The 18,849-nt window shown below is 67.8% G+C and carries 15 protein-coding genes; 12 read left to right on the forward strand and 3 right to left on the reverse strand.

The genetic code is table 11. The features are described 5' to 3' along the window. Complete coding sequence (locus ACIBTM_RS06940; RefSeq protein ID WP_395875811.1) at nucleotides 1-2,256, reverse strand: HelD family protein; 2,256 nt, start codon at nucleotides 2,254-2,256, stop codon at nucleotides 1-3. A gap of 275 nt (nucleotides 2,257-2,531) precedes the next feature. On the opposite strand from ACIBTM_RS06940, the gene ACIBTM_RS06945 reads away from it, so the two are divergent. Then, entirely contained in the window at nucleotides 2,532-3,782 is a 1,251-nt protein-coding gene (locus ACIBTM_RS06945) for an MFS transporter (protein WP_395875591.1), read from the forward strand. Here the strand turns inward: ACIBTM_RS06945 and ACIBTM_RS06950 are convergent. Continuing rightward, complete coding sequence (locus ACIBTM_RS06950; RefSeq protein WP_395875592.1) at nucleotides 3,772-4,224, reverse strand: GNAT family N-acetyltransferase; 453 nt, start codon at nucleotides 4,222-4,224, stop codon at nucleotides 3,772-3,774. The two genes, ACIBTM_RS06945 and ACIBTM_RS06950, sit on opposite strands and share 11 nt — an antisense overlap. A gap of 610 nt (nucleotides 4,225-4,834) precedes the next feature. Between ACIBTM_RS06950 and ACIBTM_RS06955 the strand changes: the two genes are divergently transcribed. The 5 genes from ACIBTM_RS06955 to ACIBTM_RS06975 all read left to right on the forward strand — a co-directional run bounded on the left by ACIBTM_RS06955 (nucleotide 4,835) and on the right by ACIBTM_RS06975 (nucleotide 8,972). Further along, nucleotides 4,835-5,578, forward strand: coding sequence for a 2OG-Fe dioxygenase family protein (locus ACIBTM_RS06955; RefSeq protein WP_395875593.1), 744 nt, complete (start codon nucleotides 4,835-4,837; stop codon nucleotides 5,576-5,578). Nucleotides 5,579-5,613: 35 nt separating this feature from the next. Beyond that, the gene (yedA, locus tag ACIBTM_RS06960; protein ID WP_395875594.1) at nucleotides 5,614-6,582 is read left to right on the forward strand and encodes a drug/metabolite exporter YedA; all 969 of its coding nucleotides are present in this window, start codon (nucleotides 5,614-5,616) and stop codon (nucleotides 6,580-6,582) included. Between the two features lie 90 nt (nucleotides 6,583-6,672). Next, on the forward strand, nucleotides 6,673-7,260 hold the full coding sequence (locus ACIBTM_RS06965; RefSeq protein WP_395875595.1) for a formyltransferase family protein: 588 nt from the start codon (nucleotides 6,673-6,675) through the stop codon (nucleotides 7,258-7,260). A gap of 21 nt (nucleotides 7,261-7,281) precedes the next feature. After that, a complete protein-coding gene (locus ACIBTM_RS06970) occupies nucleotides 7,282-8,475 on the forward strand; it encodes an argininosuccinate synthase (protein WP_395875596.1) in 1,194 nt (397 codons plus the stop codon). 110 nt (nucleotides 8,476-8,585) lie between these two features. Next, entirely contained in the window at nucleotides 8,586-8,972 is a 387-nt protein-coding gene (locus ACIBTM_RS06975) for a RidA family protein (RefSeq protein ID WP_395875597.1), read from the forward strand. A 70-nt stretch (nucleotides 8,973-9,042) separates the two neighbouring features. Here the strand turns inward: ACIBTM_RS06975 and ACIBTM_RS06980 are convergent, their stop codons facing one another. Beyond that, complete coding sequence (locus ACIBTM_RS06980; protein ID WP_016333153.1) at nucleotides 9,043-10,023, reverse strand: heme o synthase; 981 nt, start codon at nucleotides 10,021-10,023, stop codon at nucleotides 9,043-9,045. Between the two features lie 300 nt (nucleotides 10,024-10,323). Between ACIBTM_RS06980 and tkt the strand changes: the two genes are divergently transcribed. Genes tkt through pgl form a run of 6 tightly spaced genes read left to right on the forward strand, consistent with a single transcriptional unit; the run spans nucleotide 10,324 to nucleotide 18,457 of the window. Beyond that, nucleotides 10,324-12,426 (forward strand): transketolase, encoded by a 2,103-nt coding sequence (gene tkt, locus ACIBTM_RS06985; protein ID WP_395875598.1) that lies wholly within the window; start codon nucleotides 10,324-10,326, stop codon nucleotides 12,424-12,426. Between the two features lie 17 nt (nucleotides 12,427-12,443). Beyond that, nucleotides 12,444-13,556 carry a transaldolase gene (gene tal, locus ACIBTM_RS06990; protein WP_395875599.1) on the forward strand — a complete coding sequence of 371 codons (1,113 nt, stop codon included), beginning with the start codon at nucleotides 12,444-12,446 and terminating at the stop codon, nucleotides 13,554-13,556. Nucleotides 13,557-13,564: 8 nt separating this feature from the next. Then, nucleotides 13,565-15,184 (forward strand): glucose-6-phosphate isomerase, encoded by a 1,620-nt coding sequence (locus ACIBTM_RS06995; protein WP_395875600.1) that lies wholly within the window; start codon nucleotides 13,565-13,567, stop codon nucleotides 15,182-15,184. Then, nucleotides 15,181-16,710 carry a glucose-6-phosphate dehydrogenase gene (zwf, locus tag ACIBTM_RS07000; RefSeq protein WP_395875601.1) on the forward strand — a complete coding sequence of 510 codons (1,530 nt, stop codon included), beginning with the start codon at nucleotides 15,181-15,183 and terminating at the stop codon, nucleotides 16,708-16,710. Before ACIBTM_RS06995 ends, zwf begins: the two co-directional genes overlap by 4 nt. Continuing rightward, nucleotides 16,707-17,705, forward strand: a complete 999-nt coding sequence (gene opcA / locus ACIBTM_RS07005; RefSeq protein ID WP_395875602.1) for a glucose-6-phosphate dehydrogenase assembly protein OpcA — start codon at nucleotides 16,707-16,709, stop codon at nucleotides 17,703-17,705. Before zwf ends, opcA begins: the two co-directional genes overlap by 4 nt. Next, on the forward strand, nucleotides 17,702-18,457 hold the full coding sequence (pgl, locus tag ACIBTM_RS07010) for a 6-phosphogluconolactonase (RefSeq protein WP_395875603.1): 756 nt from the start codon (nucleotides 17,702-17,704) through the stop codon (nucleotides 18,455-18,457). Before opcA ends, pgl begins: the two co-directional genes overlap by 4 nt. Nucleotides 18,458-18,849: the final 392 nt, after the last annotated feature.

Below are 18,849 nucleotides of genomic sequence, written 5' to 3' on the forward strand. Positions count from 1 at the left end.
TTAGCCAAGACCCTCCAGCGCGGGAACAAGCTCACCTGTCTGCACTACGCCCATCCGCCGGGTCGCCCTGGTCAGGGCCACATAAAGATCGTTGAGCCCGCGCGGCGACTCGGCGACGACCTCGTCGGGGGCGACCAGCAGGACCGAATCGAACTCCAGGCCCTTCGCCCGCTCGACCGGCATCACCGACACCCGGTCCCCCGACTCGCCGAGCGTCTCCGAAAGCGTCGGGACCAAGGACGAGGGGCACAGCACCGCGACCGTCCCACCGTCCACCGCGGACAGTTCGGCGTCGACGAGACCGGGCAGTTCCGCGGTGAGATCCGCCGGGTCCACCGCACGCAGCCAAGGCTCGAAACCCGTCTCCCGCACCGAAACCGGCGCCTCCAGCTCCGGGTTGACGTCGGCGAGCACCCGGGACGCGACGGCCATGATCTCCGCCGGGGTCCGGTAGTTCACCGTCAGTTCTTCGAGCCGCCAGCGGTCGGCGACGTACGGCGAAAGCACCTCTCCCCACGACTTCGCCCCACCGGCCGCACCCGTCTGTGCGACATCGCCGACCAGGGTCATCGACCGGTTCGGCGACCGGCGCATCAGCAGCCGCCAGTCCATCGCGGTCAGTTCCTGCGCCTCGTCGACGATCACGTGCCCGAAGGTCCAGGTCCGGTCCTGGGCGGCCCGCTGTGCCGCGGTCATCTCGCTGCGGCGCTGCTGCCGTTCGGCGAACAGTTCGGCGTCGAGGACGTCGCCCACCCGCAGCAGTTCCTCGTCGACGATCTCCTCGTCCTGTTCGAGGATGTCGAGCACGCCTTCCGCGTAGGCGCGGTCCTCCCGCTCGCGGCGCGCGGCCTCGGCACGGGCGTCGGTGTCGTCCTCGCCGAGCAGCTCGGCGAGTTCGTCGAGCAACGGGACGTCGGACGGGCTCCACTTCGTGTCCGTGGGGCTGTGGAGATGTTCACGATCGGTGTCCGACAAGGCTTTCCCTGCCGCGCTGCGGAGCCGTTCGCGGTCGGCGAACAGCTCGTCGAGCACGATCTCCGGGGTGAGTTTCGGCCACAGGCCGTTGATCGCGGCGGCCACGTTCTTGTCCGCGGCGACCTCGGCCCGGATGTCCTGGACGTCCCGCGCGTCGAGGAGGTCCTCCCCCAGTTTGCGGGCGGCCTGCCGGGTCAGCGCGTCGAGCAGGTCCGAGACGAAGATCCGCCGGGCGAGATTGTGCGGACGGCGCGACCGGCGGGCCCTCGTCCGCGCCTCGGTACAGGTCTTGCGGTCGAGCATGAGGATCTCGCGCTCGAACTCGATCTCCAGCACCGGCTCCGGCACCCGCTGACGGTCCCGGACCGCGTTGGCGAGCACGTCGGCCATCACCGGACGCCCCTTGATCTCGGCGGCCTCGCGGGTGACCGGCCCGGTGGCGTCCAGGCCCGGGTACAGCTGCCCGATCGTGGCCAGCAGCACCCCGGTCTCGCCCAGCGACGGCAGGACCTGCCCGATGTAGCGGAGGAACGTGCTGTTCGGCCCGACCACCAGCACGCCGCGCGTGGTGAGCTGCTGGCGATGCGTGTAGAGCAGGTACGCCGCGCGGTGCAGCGCGACGGCGGTCTTGCCGGTGCCCGGTCCGCCCTGGACCACCAGGACCCCGTTCGGCGACGCGCGGATGATGCGGTCCTGCTCGGCCTGGATGGTGGCGACGATGTCGCTCATCTCGCCGGTGCGGCGGCGCTCCAGCGCGGCCAGCAGCGCCGCCTCGCCCGCGAGCCCGAGGTCCTGCCCTTGGTCGGCGGCGGAGAGGTCGAGGATCTCGTCGTCGACGCCGACGACCTTCCGGCTCAGCGACCGGATGTGGCGACGCCGCCGGACACCTTCGGGCGAGGCGGCGGTGGCGAGGTAGAAAGGCCGCGCGACCGGCGCGCGCCAGTCGACCAGCAGCGGGCGGTAGTCGTCGTCCTCGTCGAACAGCCCGAGCCGTCCGATGTAGGTGGTCTCCTCCGCGTGGTCCGGCAGGAAGTCGAGGCGGCCGAAGCACAGGCCCTGCTCGACGGAACTCAGCTGGGACAGCCTGTCGGTGTACAGCGTCGTGGCGACGTCGCGTTCGGTGCGTGCCTGCGGGGTGCCGCCGGTCTGGCGCAGCGTCTCGTCGAGCCTGCGCTGCGCGTCGACGCGTTCGGTGTCGAGCTTGCGGTAGAGGGTGGTGACGTACTGCTGCTCGAGCGCGACGTCCTGCTCGAGCGCGTCGAGTTCCCGGTCCGGGGACACGGACAAATGCGACCTGCTTTCGAGAGGTGGGACAGGGGCCGAACGAAGTACAACGACGCCGGCCATTCTCGCATTCCCGTCCGGCCGCTTCGCCGCGCTGACCACCGACGTGCCGGCGTCGCCCCCCGCCGTGGGACTTTGTCGCCAAGGTGACCGGCTGCTATCGTGCCCTCGCGCGCGGCTCGGGGTCGGTCAGTGCGCCATGTCACCTGGGGGGTCAGGTATGCGGACGAACGGCGTCGATTGACGTGCGGACGACGCGCACATTCCTTTCCATGAGCATGCCCGTGCGCTTGCTGTTGATCAACAACTTCGGCGTGAATCTCGGGTTCTATCTGATCATCCCGCATCTCGCGGCCCACCTTGGCGACCTCGGGCTCGCCGTCGCCGCGGTCGGGCTCGTCATCGCCGTCCGATCCTTGAGCCAGCAGGGAATGACGTTGGTCAGCGGATCCGCGGCGGACCGGCTCGGACCACGTGGGCTCATTCTCCTCGGCTGTGCGCTCCGCACGGTGGGGTTCGGCATGTTCGCCTTCGTGGAGAGCCTCCCGGCGATACTGGTGGCGTCGGTGCTGACCGGACTCGCCGGCGCGCTGTTCGGCCCCGCGGCCCGCACCTACCTCACCCGGGCCGTCGAGGAGGAGCGACGGCTGACCGCTTACGCGCTCTACAGCGCGGCTCACAACGCGGGTGCCCTCCTCGGCCCCTTGCTCGGCAGCGCGCTGCTTCTGGTCGATTTCTCCGCCGTAGCGGTCGTGGCGGCCGCGGTGTTCGCCCTCCTGACCGTCGGGCAGGCGTTGCTGCTCCCGCCGCAACCACCCGAACCGGCGCGACAGTCCGTGCTGCGCGACTGGCGGGAAGTGCTGTCCACGCCGGGTTTCGTGGTCTACACCATCGCCGCATCAGGTCTCTACGTCGCCTTCAACCAGCTCTATCTCCTGATCCCGCTCGAAGTCGAGCGGGTGACCGGGTCCGCCGCCGCGATCAGCCTGGTCTTCATCGTCAACACGGTGATCGGCCTGACCTGCAGCGTGCCGCTCACGCAATTCTTCGTAACCCGGTTCGGGGCGGTGAGGACGCTGTCCATCGGCCTCGTGCTGTGCGCCTTGTCCTTCGTCATGCCGGCGCTGAGCGCGACATGGCAGACCTCCGCCGCGCCTGTCGAGAGCATGACCCCGGCGGCGATTCCCCACCTTTTGCTGACCATGATCCCGATGCTTTCGTCGACCGTCGTCCTGTCCGTGGGTTGCGCGGTCGCCTTCCCCGTGTCGAGCGATCTGGCGGTCTCCTACGTCCGGAGCGGCCTCAGCGGAACCGCCATCGGCGTAGCCGGCACCGCTTCCGGTGTCGGGGGTGCGGCCGGGACCGCGTTGTCCGGTCTGCTGGTGGACGTGTCCGAGCGCGCCGGACTCCCCGCGTTGCCGTGGCTTTCGCTGTCGCTGGCCTGTGCCGGCGCGGCCTGGGTCGTGCTGGTTCTGCGACGTCGCGGCAAGGTCCCGGACGGGTCCGGCGCCGTCAAAGCGTGAGCATCATCCTCGTGTTGCCGAGCGTGTTGACCTTGGCCTGACCCAAATCCAGGAACAGCGACGCGTCGTCCACGGCGAGAAGCCCCATCCGGCCGCAGCCCACCGACACCGGCTGCGGCTCCTCGGCGAGCACCCGGAAGCCATGACGAGCGAAGAACCCTGTCTCGAAGGTCAACACGAACACGTCCCGCAGACCCGCCGCGGCGGCCTCCTCGAGCAGCCGCCGGATCAGCAGCGACCCGATCCCCCGGCCGTGCTGTTCGGGCCGCACGGCCACCGTGCCTATCTCGCCGAGCCCTTCGGAGCGAATGTGCAAAGCACCGCAGGCGAGCGGTTCCCCGCCATCGTCCACAACGAAGAAGTCCGGCATCTCACGGTAGAACGTCGCCAGTTCCTTCCCCAGCATGACAGTCCCGGAGTACCGGTCGACGAGATCCTTCATGGACCGCAGATCACGGGCTTCTGCTCGACGCACGACGAAAACCACGGGCGATCACGCTATGACACGCGAGCACACCTGTCCAGGACGATTCCGGCGGCGCCCCGTTCCCGTTCGGCCGACCGGTATGCGCCACGCCCTTTTCCGCGCCTTACGCCGATGCGAAGTACCAAGCCGACGGCATATATCACCATGAAAGAAAATCTCGACGAAATTCCGATTTTCGTCCAAGAGCAACACCGATCATGACACGCATGCCGACATCCCCTGCCGACCATCGGAACCTTCGCCGAACACGCCGCGGACTGCACATACGTCAGTTTTCCGGGGCGCCGACTCCGAAATTCGACATCGCAGGCCCGGCCCCGAGAACGACCATGAACTGCTTGCCGCGCCACCTCGCGTTCTGCCATAATCATCCGCGAGCTTGACACGCTTCCGAGCGTCGGCGAATCACTGGGGTCGTAATAGTTGGGGCTATTGGCGAGACGCTTGGAGAAGTCTACCTCGTACCGGCGGCGCGGCCGGCCGGCTGGAACCTCGTATTACTGAACACTATTCCGCAAACCATCAAAAATTCGGCCGGTCTTCGCCGGTCGAACTGGGGGTACGTGTGCTGAATGAACTCGAGGCGGTCGACATCAAGGGCGACCTGCGCGAACAAGGCTATTCCCTCGTCCGTGCCGAGGATCTGCCGTTGGATCCCGCGGTGCGGAGGCACGAGGCGACACTGGCCGCGGAATGGGAAAATCTCGGTGCGGACAACTATCTGAAGAACGGCGGCCGCTTCCGCGAGCGACGCTATGGCCGCTTTTGCTATATCCCGGCCGAACACAGTATCCGCCTGCTCGCCCACCGTCCCTATTTCCAGTCGGAGATGGCGAACTCCTATGCAGGCGGTATCCAACGCGTGGTCGATCCGGTGACGGAGACCTCCGTGAAGAACCCTCTCATGAACGCCCTCATCGAATTCAACTACGCCCAGTTTCCCGCGAAGGACGAGCATGCGGACGACGCGTGGGAAGTGGCCTGTCACCAGTTCCGGATCATCGCCAGGCCGGACGAGCTGGGTGAACCGACACCCGAAGGCATTCACCGCGACGAGATCGACTTCGGTGCGATCCACCTGATGTCGAGGACGAATGTCACCGGCGGACTTTCCAAGATCTACGACAACGAACGCGAGCAGATCGCCGAATTCGCCTTGGAATCGAGGATGGACACGATGTTCTGGGCGGATCGGGACGTTCTTCACGCCGTCACGCCGATCAAGCCGGCCGATACGAGCCGATCCGCCGTACGCGACATTCTCATCCTCGGCTATCGCCGTGTTCCGGAGTTGCGTGACGAACTCTGACGGTTCCCGACCAGGGGCGCCGAAGCACTAGTAGAATGAGTGGAACATTGAGCAGCGGTACCAAGCAGCAGTCGTCCCTGACACCAGTGGTGATCGGGGCACTGGTCATCGTCTACATCGTATGGGGCTCGACTTATCTGGCGATCGACCTGACACTGGCCACCATGCCGCCGTTCCTCATGACAGGAGCGCGGTTCCTGATTGCCGGGCTCCTCCTGTTCGCCTTCCTGCTGATCCGCGGATACAAGCTGCCCACCGGCAAGCAGTGGCTCAACTGCTCGATCATCGGCGGCTTGATGCAGTGCGGCTGCGTGGGCAGCATCGCGATCGCCCAGCAGACGATCACGAGCGGTCTCGCTTCCGTCGGTATCGCGACCGTGCCCATCTGGACGGCTTTGCTCGCCGGCGCCTTCACCCGCCGGTGGCCGAACCAGTACGAGGTGATCGGTATCGTCTGCGGATTCGTCGGCGTGATCCTGCTGAACCTCGAAGGCGGCATTTCCGGTGCGTCCAAGGGCGCGATCATCATCGTCGCCGCCTCCCTGTTCTGGTCGATCGGTTCGGTCATGAGCCAGCACGTCGAGCTACCGCAAGGCCCGATGGCGTACGCGGCCGAGATGCTGGCCGGCGGTGCGATCACCGCCGTGATCGGCTTCTTCGTCTTCGGCGAGAAGTTCACGTCCGCGCCCGACGCCGGCGCCCTCTGGGCATGGGCGTACTTGGTGGTGGCAGGTTCGCTTGGCGCCTACAGCGCCTACATGTACTTGCTGCACAAGGTCCGGACGGCGCTGGCGACAAGCTACACGCTGGTGACCCCGGCGGTGGCCGTGATGCTCGGCTGGTGGTTCCTCGGCGAAGAGATCAACCTGCTGACCGTGCTGTCCGTGGCCGCGGTGGTCTGCGGGGTCGCCTTCATCTTCAAGGGCCGTGCCGTCAAGACGAAGACCGAGGAAGCCGCGGAAAAGCCGGCGACCGAGGTCGAGTCCCCCGAGAGAACCTCTTAACCCGACAGCCCGAGAATCCGCCCCGATCCGTGAATTGGGGCGGATTTCTCCGCGAACATCGAAAACCGACCATATCGAGACTGGGGGAAAATGATCAAGGAGAGCGTTCTCTTCATCGGCGACACCTCCCGCTGGAGCAAATTGGCGGCCAATTACCTCAAAGACGTATTCGAGCAGACCGACATACTGCTCTGGGACCACGGTGATGCCAAACCCGAAATCGTGGACACCTGGTCCGGCGACCACGTCTTCTGTTTCAAGGCCGACCTCGTGCTCACTCCGGAACTACTGTCGAGAACAAGAAGAAGTTCGGTCAACTTCCACCCTTCGCCCCCGCGCTATCGCGGGGTCGGCGGCTACTATTTCGCACTCGCCGACGGATGCTCGGAATTCGGCGTGACCTGCCACCACATCGTGACCAAGATCGATGCGGGCCAGATCATCCAGGTCAGGCGATTCCCGATCACACCGGGCGAGACGCCACAGGGACTGACCGAACGAGCGGCCGCGTACCTGTTGCTGCTGTTCTACGAAATGGTCGACCTCATCCGGACCGGCGCCCCCTTACCGCACTCCGACGAGGAATGGGGCGATCGCCTGTACACCCGGAAGATGCTCGACGAGTTCTTGCGCACCGGGCGAGTCGCCTCCCTCGACGCCTCGCTGTCCAGAGCTTAGCCACAAAGGAGTGAGCATCAGATGAAGATCGTGCTGGCCTACTCGGGTGGACTCGACACATCACTCGCACTGGCGTGGCTGCAGCGCACGTACGACGCCGAGGTCGTGGCATTCTGCGCGAACATCGGCCAGGTGGAAGATCTTGGCGACGTCGAAGCGCGAGCGAAGGCCAATGGCGCGACGTCGGTACACGTCGAAGATCTCCGGCGGCCGTTCCTGGAGGAGTTCGCGTTCCGCGCCCTGCGCGCCGACGCGGTGTTCGAGACGCGCTATCACATGGCGGCATCGCTGAGCAGGCCGCTCATCGCCAAACGCTTGGTCGAGATCGCCACCGAGGAGGGCGCCCAGGCGGTGGCGCACGGCGCGACGGGCAAGGGCAACGACCAGATCCGCTTCTACTCGGGCATCGTGTCGCTGAACCCGGAACTGAAAGTCATCGCACCGGTGATGGAGTGGGATCTCATCACCCGGGCGAAGCAGATCGCGTTCGCGGAGGAACACGACCTTTCGGTGCCGTCGTTCAAGACCAGCCCGTACAGCCGCGACACCAACATCTGGGGAACCAGCGTGGAATGCGGTCCGCTCGACGACATCTCGCTGGCCCCGCCGGAAGAGGTCTACACCATCACGCGCTCGGCGGAGTCGGCGCCGGATGAGCCGCGGCTGGTGCGCATCGGGTTCGAAACCGGCACACCGGTCACCATCGACGGCGTGCGGTACGACGCGGTCTCCCTTGTCGAGCGCCTCAACGAGCTGGCGGGCACACACGGCATCGGCCGCATCGACATCATGGAGAACCGTCTGGTCGGTATCAAGGTGCGCGGCGTGTACGAGGCCCCGGCGGCGGCGGTCCTCTACGAAGCACACCGTGAACTGGAAAACCTGGTGCTGGAGCGGGACCTGTTCCAATACAAGGCCCTGCTCTCGAAGAAGTACGCGGAGCTGGTGTACGACGCCAAGTGGTTCTCGGCGCTGCGGGTGTCGCTCGACTCCTTCTTCGACGACGTGCGCGAACGCGTGACGGGCGAGGTGACCGTCAAGCTCTACAAGGGATCGGCGACGGTCGTCTCGCGGCAGTCGGAGAACTCGCTGTACCACCTGGACTTCGCGTCCTACGAGTCCGAGGCCGCGTTCGATCACACAGCGGGAACCGGTTTCTCGTACATCTGGTCCATGCCGGGCCGGGTCTCGGGATTGCGCGGCGCGAACCGCTGAGCGCTTGCCTCCTTCGGGTTACTCGGCGGCGTGGGAGCGATACCCGCGCCGCCGAGTCCTCGATTCTGGGTGCCGTACCCCACACTGGCACCGTTCGAGGAGTTCGCCCGATGCTGACCGTCCCACACAGCCCGACCACCGGCGTCTATCCCGCCACCGCGGATTACGTGCACGCCATGGAGGTGCGCCAAGCCGAGCGGCTGCTCTTCGTCGCGGGCACGATGGGGCTCGATGAGCGGGGCGTTCCCGGCGCCACCCTGGCCGAGCAGCTGAACCTGATCTGGGCCAATCTACGCGCCATTCTCGCCGCCGCGGACATGACGGTGGACAACATCGTGCGCATCACGAGCTATCTGCGCGACCCTTCGTACGCGGACGCCAACGCGGACGCCCGGGTGAAGGCCCTGAACGGTCGTGTCGTGCCGACGACGGCGATCGTGGCTCAAACGCTCACCAGCGACTGGATGGTCGAGCTGGAGATCATCGCCGCCGGTTGAGCCGGCGAACTGACTCGTGAGTGGTTCCCGGATCACTCACGAGCCCCGCCGGGCCCCTCAGCGTGGCTGTCTAGAAGGGCAGCCCGATGGCAGGCAACCCGATGGCCGAGTCGACGGCCAGCGCGACGAACACGATCATCAGGTACGTGTTCGACCGGTGGAACAGCGACATCGGCTTGGTCTCCTCGCCACGCCGCACCGCCGCGTTCAGGCTGTGCGCGTAGAAGAGGAACCAGCCGCCCGCCAGGATGGCGAACGTCGTGTAGATCCAGCTCGTCACCGGGACCAGCAGCAGCGTCCACGCGACCATCACCCACGAGTAGATGACGATCTGCCGCGCCACGTGCTGCGGGGTGGCGACCACCGGCAGCATCGGCACGCCTGCGCGCTCGTAGTCCTCGCGGTACTTCATGCCCAGCGCCCAGGTGTGCGGCGGGGTCCAGAAGAAGATGACGCCGAACATCACGAACGCGGGCCACTCGACGGTGCCGGTGACGGCGGCCCAGCCGATGACGACCGGCATGCAGCCCGCGGCGCCGCCCCAGACCACGTTCTGTGACGTACGCCGCTTCAACACCAGCGTGTAGACGAAGATGTAGAAGAGGATCGTCACGATCGCGAGGATCGCCGAGAGCAGGTTCACCGTGAAATAGAGCACGACGAACGACAGGACGCCGAGCACGAGACCGAAGATCAGCGCGCCGCGCCGGGGAACGGATTCCTTCACCAGCGGCCGGCGCTTCGTGCGGTTCATCACCTTGTCGATGTCCGCGTCGATGACGCAGTTCAAGGCGTTGGCGCTGCCGGCGGCCATCGTCCCGCCCACGAGCGTCGCGAGAACCAGCCACGGGGACGGGATTTCCCGTCCGGCCAGGAACATCGCGGGGATCGTGGTGACGAGGAGGAGCTCGATCACCCTGGGCTTCGCGAGGGCGGCGTACGCGCCGACGACCTGGCGGATTGTTCGCCGGCCACCGTGCGGTCGTTCACCGGTCGGATGTACGGCGCTGGTGCTGTCACTGCGTCCGTGCGCAGCGTTCACCAACGACATTTCACTCCCTGCGTCAGTTTTCGGGGCGGGGTCCACCAGGCTCCCGGGTGATGTGGCGGCCCCGGATCCGGAGTGTTCTGAACCCTTCCCCGATGTTAGACGTGCTGTTTCCAGAGGGTGATCGCGGGTCCTCGACCGGCCGAACCATTAGGCTGGCCGCCGTAGCTCGCGGCGTGCCCATGCGAACGGCCCGGACCAGGAATATCGTCCCTTCCGGATCGATTGAGATTAGTAGCGGTACACGTGGGTTACCCACGAGGGAAGACAAGCCACAACCTGATGACGGGGAGTTCGAGTTCAGTGTCCGAAACCGCCTCTACCAGCGAGAAGAACCCACTCCTCCGGCGCAACGTGCCCGCCGACTGGACCGAGAACGACACGCGGGCCGTCGACACCGTGCGGGTGCTCGCCGCGGACGCGGTCGAGAACTGCGGCAGCGGTCACCCCGGCACCGCGATGAGCCTGGCGCCGCTCGCGTACACGCTCTTCCAGCGGACGCTGCGTCATGACCCGGCGGACCCCGAGTGGCCCGCCCGTGACCGCTTCGTCCTCTCCGCCGGTCACTCGAGCCTCACCCTCTACATCCAGCTGTACCTCGCCGGGTTCGGCCTGGAGCTGGAAGACCTGAAGCAGCTGCGCAAGTGGGACTCGAAGACCCCGGGTCACCCGGAGTACCTCCACACCAAGGGCGTCGAGACCACCACCGGCCCGCTCGGACAGGGCCTGGCCAACGCGGTCGGCATGGCGATGGCGGCCCGCCGCGAGCGCGGCCTGCTGGACCCGGACGCCCCGCAGGGCGAGAGCATCTTCGACCACTACATCTACGTCGTCGCCTCCGACGGTGACATCGAAGAGGGCGTCACCGCCGAGGCCTCCTCGATCGCCGGCCGCCAGGAGCTGGGCAACCTGATCGTCTTCTGGGACGACAACGAGATCTCGATCGAGGACGACACCAAGATCGCGCTGTCCGAGGACGTCGTGAAGCGCTACGAGGCCTACGGGTGGCACACCCAGGTCGTCGAGGGTGGCGAGGACGTCGTCGCGATCGAAGAGGCCATCAAGGCCGCGAAGGCCGAGACCGAACGCCCGTCGTTCATCGCGCTGAAGACCGTCATCGGGTACCCCGCGCCGAAGAAGATGGGCACCGGCAAGGCCCATGGCGCCGCGCTCGGCGCCGAAGAGGTCGCCGCGGTCAAGGAGATCCTCGGCTTCGACCCGGAGCGGACCTTCCAGGTCGACGACGAGGTCATCGCGCACACTCGCCAGGCGGTCGACCGCGGCAAGACCGCCCGCGCCGAATGGCAGGAGAAGTTCGAGGCGTGGGGCGCCGCCAACCCGGAGCGCAAGAAGATCGCGGACCGGATGGCCACCCGCTCGCTGCCCGAGGGCTTCGCGGACAACCTGCCGACGTGGGAGCCGGACGCCAAGGGCATCGCGACCCGCAAGGCCTCCGGTGAGGTGCTCAACGCCCTCGCCGACCCGCTTCCCGAGCTGTGGGGCGGTTCCGCGGACCTCGCGGAGAGCAACAACACCACCATGAAGGGGGCCGACTCGTTCGGCCCGGAGAAGGCTTCCACCGACATGTGGAAGACCAGCCCGTACGGCCGGACGCTGCACTTCGGCATCCGCGAGCACGCGATGGGCTCGATCCTCAACGGCATCGCGCTGCACGGCGGCACCCGCCCCTACGGCGCGACGTTCCTGATCTTCTCCGACTACATGCGCCCGCCCGTGCGGCTGGCCGCGCTGATGAAGGCGCCGGTCACCTACGTGTGGACGCACGACTCGATCGGCCTGGGCGAGGACGGCCCCACCCACCAGCCGATCGAGCAGCTCTCCTCGCTGCGCGCGATCCCCGGCCTCAACGTCGTCCGCCCGGCGGACGCCAACGAGACCGCGTACGCGTGGAAGGCCGTCCTGGAGGACGTCCACCACCCGTCGGGTCTCGCGCTCACCCGGCAGAACGTGCCGGTGCTGGAGGGCACCAGCGCCGAGGGCGTCAAGCGGGGCGGTTACGTCCTCGCCGAGGCGTCCAACGGCAGCCCCGAGGTCGTGCTGATCGCGACCGGCTCCGAGGTCCAGCTGGCCGTCGAGGCCCGCAAGACCCTCGAAGCCGACGGCATCCCGGCGAGCGTCGTCTCGATGCCGTGTGTCGAGTGGTTCGACGCGCAGGAGCAGTCCTACAAGGACTCGGTCATCCCGCCGTCGGTCAAGGCACGTGTCTCCGTGGAAGCCGGTATCGCCCAGTCGTGGCACCGCTTCACCGGTGACGCCGGGGTGAACGTTTCGATCGAGCACTTCGGTGCGTCGGCCGACGCCGCCACACTGTTCCGTGAGTTCGGTTTCACCGCGGAGGCAGTCGTCGAGGCCGCCCGTCGCTCGATCGCCAACACCAAGAACTGAAGGGGATGACACAGCAGATGAGCAACGACAAGCTCGCGCAGCTGTCCGAGGCCGGGGTGTCGATCTGGCTCGACGACCTGTCCCGTGAGCGCCTGAACACCGGCAACCTCGCCGGCCTGATCCGCGACAAGCACGTCGTGGGCGTGACCACGAACCCGACGATCTTCGCCAACGCGATGTCGAAGGGTGAGGCGTACGACGAGCAGACCAAGGAGCTCGCGGCCCGCGGCGCCGACGTCGAGGCCACCATCCGCGAGCTGACCACCACCGACGTGCGCAACGCCGCGGATCTGTTCCGCGACGTCTACACCGCCACGAACGGGGTCGACGGCCGGGTGTCCATCGAGGTGGACCCGCGGCTGGCCAAGGACTCCGACAAGACGGTGGCCGAGGCGCAGGATCTGTGGAAGACCGTGGACCGGCCGAATGTGCTGATCAAGATCCCGGCCACCGAAGAGGGTCTCCCGGCGATCACCAAGACCCTGGCCGAGGGCATCAGCGTCAATGTCACGCTGATCTTCTCGGTCGAGCGGTACCGGGCGGTCATCGAGGCCTACTTCGCCGGTCTGGAGCAGGCCAAGGCCAACGGCCACGACCTCAAGGGCATCCACTCGGTCGCGTCGTTCTTCGTGTCCCGGGTGGACACCGAGATCGACAAGCGGCTCGACGCCATCGGCACCGACTCCGCCACCGCGCTGCGCGGTGAGGCCGCGATCGCCAACGCGCGGCTCGCGTACGCGGCGTTCGAGGAGCTGTTCGCTTCGGACCGCTGGAAGGCACTCGCCGAGGCGGGCGCGAACCCGCAGCGTCCGCTGTGGGCCTCCACCGGCGTGAAGGACCCGCAGTACTCCGACACCCGCTACGTGGACCAGCTCGTCGTCAAGGACACGGTCAACACGATGCCGGAGAAGACCCTCGACGCCGCGGGCGACCACGCCGAGATCACCGGTGACACGGTGACCGGCAAGGGCCCCGACGCGCAGGTCGTCTTCGACAAGCTGCGCGTGGTCGGCATCGACATCGACGACGTGTTCAAGGTCCTCGAAGACGAGGGCGTCGAGAAGTTCGAGAAGTCGTGGATCGAGCTTCTCGAGACCGTCACCGGGCAGCTGGAAAAGGCAAAGGACTGATCTGGACCATGGCAGGGGAAACGACCGGCGTCGAAATCGTCGACGCCGCCCTGGCCGGCGAAGCCGCTCCGTTCGCGGAGCGGCTCGTCGCCGACCAGGTCGCATCGAAACTGGCGTCCCAGGACGCCACACTGTGGGGTCCCGAAGCCGAGTCCGAAGCGTCGATCCGTCTCTCGTGGACGACGCTGCACAAGTCCTCGCGGCCGTTGATCGGCGAGATCGAGGCACTGCGGACCGACCTGCGTTCCGAGGGCGTCGACCGCGTCGTCCTCGCGGGCATGGGCGGTTCGTCGCTGGCCCCCGAGGTCATCACCGCGACCGACGGCGTCCCGCTGACGGTCCTCGACACCACCGACCCGGGTCAGGTCGCCGACGCGCTCGCCGGTGACCTGGAGCGGACGGTCATCGTCGTGTCGTCGAAGTCCGGCGGCACCGTCGAGACCGACAGCCACCGGCGGATCTTCGCGAAGGCCTTCGCCGACGCGGGCATCGACGCGGCGCGGCGGATCGTGGTCGTCACCGACCCCGGTTCCCCGTTCGCGGAACTGTCCGAAAAGGAGGGTTACCGCAAGGTCTTCCTCGCCGACCCGAACGTCGGCGGCCGCTACTCGGCGCTGACCGCGTTCGGGCTCGTCCCGGCCGGGCTCGCCGGCGCGGACGTCGCCCGCCTGCTCGACCAGGCCGCATCGGTGGCCGACGAGCTGGCCGCCGACTCCGTGGACAACCCCGCGGTCAAGCTCGCGGCGGCGTGGGGCGCGGCGCACGAAAAGGGCGCCGAGAAGGTCGTCATCGCCGACACGGGCTCCGGCATCAAGGGCTTCGCCGACTGGGCGGAGCAGCTGATCGCCGAGTCCACCGGCAAGCAGGGCACCGGTCTCCTGCCGGTCGCCGTCGAAGGCCCGGACTCCCCCGGGTTCGCCGATGCCAAGGGCGATGCCACCCCGGTGGCCGTCGGCGAGGCGGAAGGCGCGGCGAAGATCTCCGTGACCGGCTCGCTCGGCGCGCAGTTCCTGCTGTGGGAGTTCGCCACCGCGCTCGCCGGACGGCTGCTCGGGATCAACCCGTTCGACCAGCCCGACGTCGAGGCCGCCAAGAAGGCCGCCCGCTCCCTGCTGGACAACCCGGACGCGCTCAAGGGCGGCGAAGAGCCGTCCACTGTGGATGGCGCGGTCGAGGTGTTCGGCTCGGAAGGCGTGGTGACGGAAGGAAAGCTCGCGGACATCCTGCGGGCTTTCTTCGATTCCGCCCCGGAAACCGGCTACATCGCGGTGCAGGCGTACCTCGACCGGCTCGACGACGCGTCGACGGCGGTCCTGCGCGGCGAGATCGCCAAGCGGACCGGCCGCCAGACCACCTTCGGGTGGGGGCCGCGGTTCCTGCACTCGACCGGGCAGTACCACAAGGGCGGGCACCAGAACGGTGTCTTCCTGCAGATCACCGGCGCCGTCGAGGACGATCTCGACGTCCCGGACCGGCCGTACACCCTCGGCGTCCTGCAGCACGCACAGGCGCTGGGTGACGGCCAGGTGCTCGCCGAGCACGGTCGTCCGGTGCTGCGCCTGCACCTCACCGACCGGGCCGCCGGCCTGGCCGGACTGGTCCGCGCGGTACAGGAGGCCGGCGAGTGACACGAGCCTGGAACAACCCGCTGCGCGACCCGCGCGACAAGCGGCTGCCGCGGATCGCCGGGCCGTCCAGCCTGGTGATCTTCGGGGTGACCGGTGACCTCGCCCGCAAGAAGCTCATGCCGGCGATCTACGACCTGGCCCACCGCGGGCTGCTGCCCGCCGGGTTCTCGCTGGTCGGGTTCGCCCGCCGGGACTGGGAGCACCAGGACTTCGGCGAGCTCGTGCACGACTCGGTCAAGGAGCACGCGCGGACGCCGTTCAAGGAGTCGGTGTGGAACCGGCTCGCCGAGGGCATCCGGTTCGTCCAGGGCACCTTCGACGACGACGAGGCCTTCGACAAGCTCGCGCAGACGGTCAAGGACCTCGACGCCGAGCGCGGCACCGGGGGCAACACCGCGTTCTATCTGTCGATCCCGCCGAGCGCCTTCCCGGTGGTGACCAAGCAGCTCGCCCGCTCCGGCCTCGCCGACGCGAGCGAGGACACCTGGCGCCGCGTCGTCATCGAGAAGCCGTTCGGCCGCGACCTCAAGAGCGCCAAGGAGCTCAACGAGATCGTGAACGACGTCTTCCCCGAGGAGTCGGTGTTCCGCATCGACCACTACCTCGGCAAGGAGACGGTGCAGAACCTGCTGGCGCTGCGCTTCGCGAACCAGCTGTTCGAGCCGATCTGGAACGCCAACTACGTCGACCACGTGCAGATCACCATGGCCGAGGACATCGGCCTCGGCGGCCGCGCGGGGTACTACGACGGTATCGGCGCCGCACGCGACGTCATCCAGAACCACCTGTTGCAGCTCCTCGCGCTGACCGCGATGGAGGAGCCGGTTTCGTTCGCTCCGCGCGCTCTCCGCGCGGAAAAGGTCAAGGTGCTTTCGGCGACGAAGCCCTTGGGCCCGCTCGAAGAGACCACCGCGCGCGGGCAGTACGCGGGCGGCTGGCAGGGTGGTATGAAGGTGCCGGGCCTGCTGCAGGAAGGCGGTTTCGCGAAGGACTCGACCACCGAGACCTACGCGGCGGTGACGCTGGAGGTGCAGAACCGCCGCTGGGCGGGCGTGCCCTTCTACCTGCGCACCGGCAAGCGGCTGGGCCGCCGGGTCACCGAGATCGCCGTGGTGTTCAAACGGGCGCCGCATCTGCCGTTCGACTCCACCTCGACCGAGGAACTGGGCCAGAACGCGCTGGTGATCCGGGTGCAGCCCGACGAGGGCATCACGCTGCGGTTCGGGTCGAAGGTGCCGGGGACCACGATGGAGGTCCGCGACGTCACGATGGACTTCGGTTACGGGCACGCCTTCACCGAGTCGTCCCCGGAGGCCTACGAGCGGCTCATCCTGGACGTGCTGCTCGGCGAGCCGTCGTTGTTCCCGGTGAACGAAGAGGTCGAACTGTCCTGGGAGATCCTGGACCCGATCCTCGACCACTGGGCCAAGAAGGGCGCGCCCGAGGCGTACCCGCCCGGTTCGTGGGGACCGCCGTCCGCCGACGAAATGCTGGAACGTACCGGCCGGAACTGGAGGCGTCCGTGATCATCGACCTGCCGTCGACCACGACGTCGCAGCTGAACAAGAAACTCGTCGAGATCCGCGAACAGGGCGGGCAGGTGGCGCTCGGCCGCGTGCTGACGCTGGTCATAGTGGCCGACGACGACGATCGGCTCGAAGAGGCGATCGAGGCCGCCAACGAAGCCAGCCGGGAACACCCCTCGCGGGTGATCGTGGTGGCCAAGGGCGCGCGGACCGCCGCGCCGCGGATCGATGGCCAGATCCGGGTCGGCGGCGACGCCGGCGCGAGCGAGGTCATCGTCCTGCGGCTCTACGGTCCCCTGGCCACGCAGGGGCAGAGCGCGGTCGTGCCGCTGCTGCTGCCGGACGCGCCGATCGTCACCTGGTGGCCCGGCACCGGCCCGAAGGCTCCGGCCAAGGACCCGCTCGGTGAGCTGGCACAGCGCCGGATCACCGACTCGGCGGCGGAAAAGGCGCCCATAAGGGCACTCACCACGCGGGCGAAGTCCTATGTGGAGGGTGACACCGACCTGGCGTGGACCCGGCTGACCCGGTGGCGCGCGCAGCTGGTGTCCGCTTTGGACCTTCCGCCGTACGAGAAGGTCACCGGCGCGACCGTGACCGGCGAGGCCGACTCGCCGTCGACCGAACTGCTCGCCGGCTGGCTGGCCGAGTACCTCAAGGTGCCGGTGAAGCGGGTCAAGAGCAGCGGCGCGGCGGGCATCATCTCGGTGACGCTGGACCGGCGTTCCGGTCCGGTGGAACTGCACCGGCCGGACGGGCGGGTCGGCATGCTGACCCAGCCGGGCCAGCCGACGCGCCGGATCGCCCTGCAGCGGCGGGACAACAAGGACTGCCTGATCGAGGAGCTGCGGCGGCTCGACCCGGACGAGATCTACGAGGCCTCGCTGAACGGGCTCGGCAAGATCTTGACGGGTACCGCGGCCAAGGCCGCTCCGGCGAAGAAGGCGGCCCCGGCCAAGAAGGCGCCCGCCAAGACCGCGAAGAGCACCTCATGAGCAAGACCGAGGTCGTCGTCTACGAGAACCCGGACCTCCTGGCCGCCGCCGCGGCGGCCAGGCTGGTCACCCGGCTCGTGGACGTCCAGGCCGCCAAGGGCTCCGCTTCGGTGGTGCTCACCGGCGGCGGCACCGGGATCGCGATCCTGCGGGAGCTTCGTGACTCCAGTGCCCGCGACGCCATCGACTGGTCGCGGCTGGACGTCTACTGGGGCGACGAGCGCTTCGTCCCGGCGGATTCGGACGAGCGCAACGAGAAGCAGGCCCGCGAGGCGCTGCTCGACCACGTCCCGCTCGACCCGAAGCGGGTGCACGCGATGGCACCCTCGGACGGCGAGTTCGGCGATGACGTCGACGCGGCGGCCGCCGCGTACGCGGAGATCCTGACCCCTGAGGTCCCGGCGTTCGACATCATGCTGCTGGGCCTCGGCGGGGAGGGGCACACCGCCTCGATCTTCCCGGAGAGCCCGGCGGTGTACGAGAAGGAACGCTCGGTCGTCGCGGTGCGGGACTGCCCGAAGCCGCCGCCGACCCGGATCTCGCTGACCCTGCCCGCGATCCGTCGCGCGCAGGACATCTGGCTGGTCACCGGTGGCGACGCCAAGGCGGACGCCGTCGCGCAGGCGCTGGCGGGTGCGGGCGAGGTCGAGATCCCGGTGGCGGGGGCACGCGGCTCGCGCCGCACGCTCTGGTTGCTGGACCGGGGCTCCGCCTCGAAACTCACGAAGGTCTACCAGCCACCCGCCGGCTGACGTTTCGCGCGTGAAGGCCCCCTTCCCTCGGCTGAGCCGAGGGGAAGGGGGCCTTCACGCGCATCCGGGCGGCTTCTGGCGAGGTGCTCCAAGGCGCAACTTGCGTGATCAGAGACGTAACTAGCGTGATTGGAGGCGCGACACGCGAGTTACGTCTCCAATCACGCGAGTTACGTCTTCGATCACGCGAGTTACGAGTCTGCTCACGACCCACCGGGCGGCTGCGGTGGTGACACCCTCATGGCGGAAGTCCGTGAAGGCCTCCTTCCCTACCCTGAAGGTAGTGAAGGAGGCCTTCACGGACTTCGCGCGGCAGGGTCACCGCGCGACCGCGAAACGTGACATAGATCAACTTCCGGCGGCTTCGGCATCAGAGAGGACTTGTTCGCGCG

Origin of the sequence: Amycolatopsis sp. NPDC049868, assembly GCF_044461365.1 — a bacterium.
Lineage (GTDB): Bacteria > Actinomycetota > Actinomycetes > Mycobacteriales > Pseudonocardiaceae > Amycolatopsis.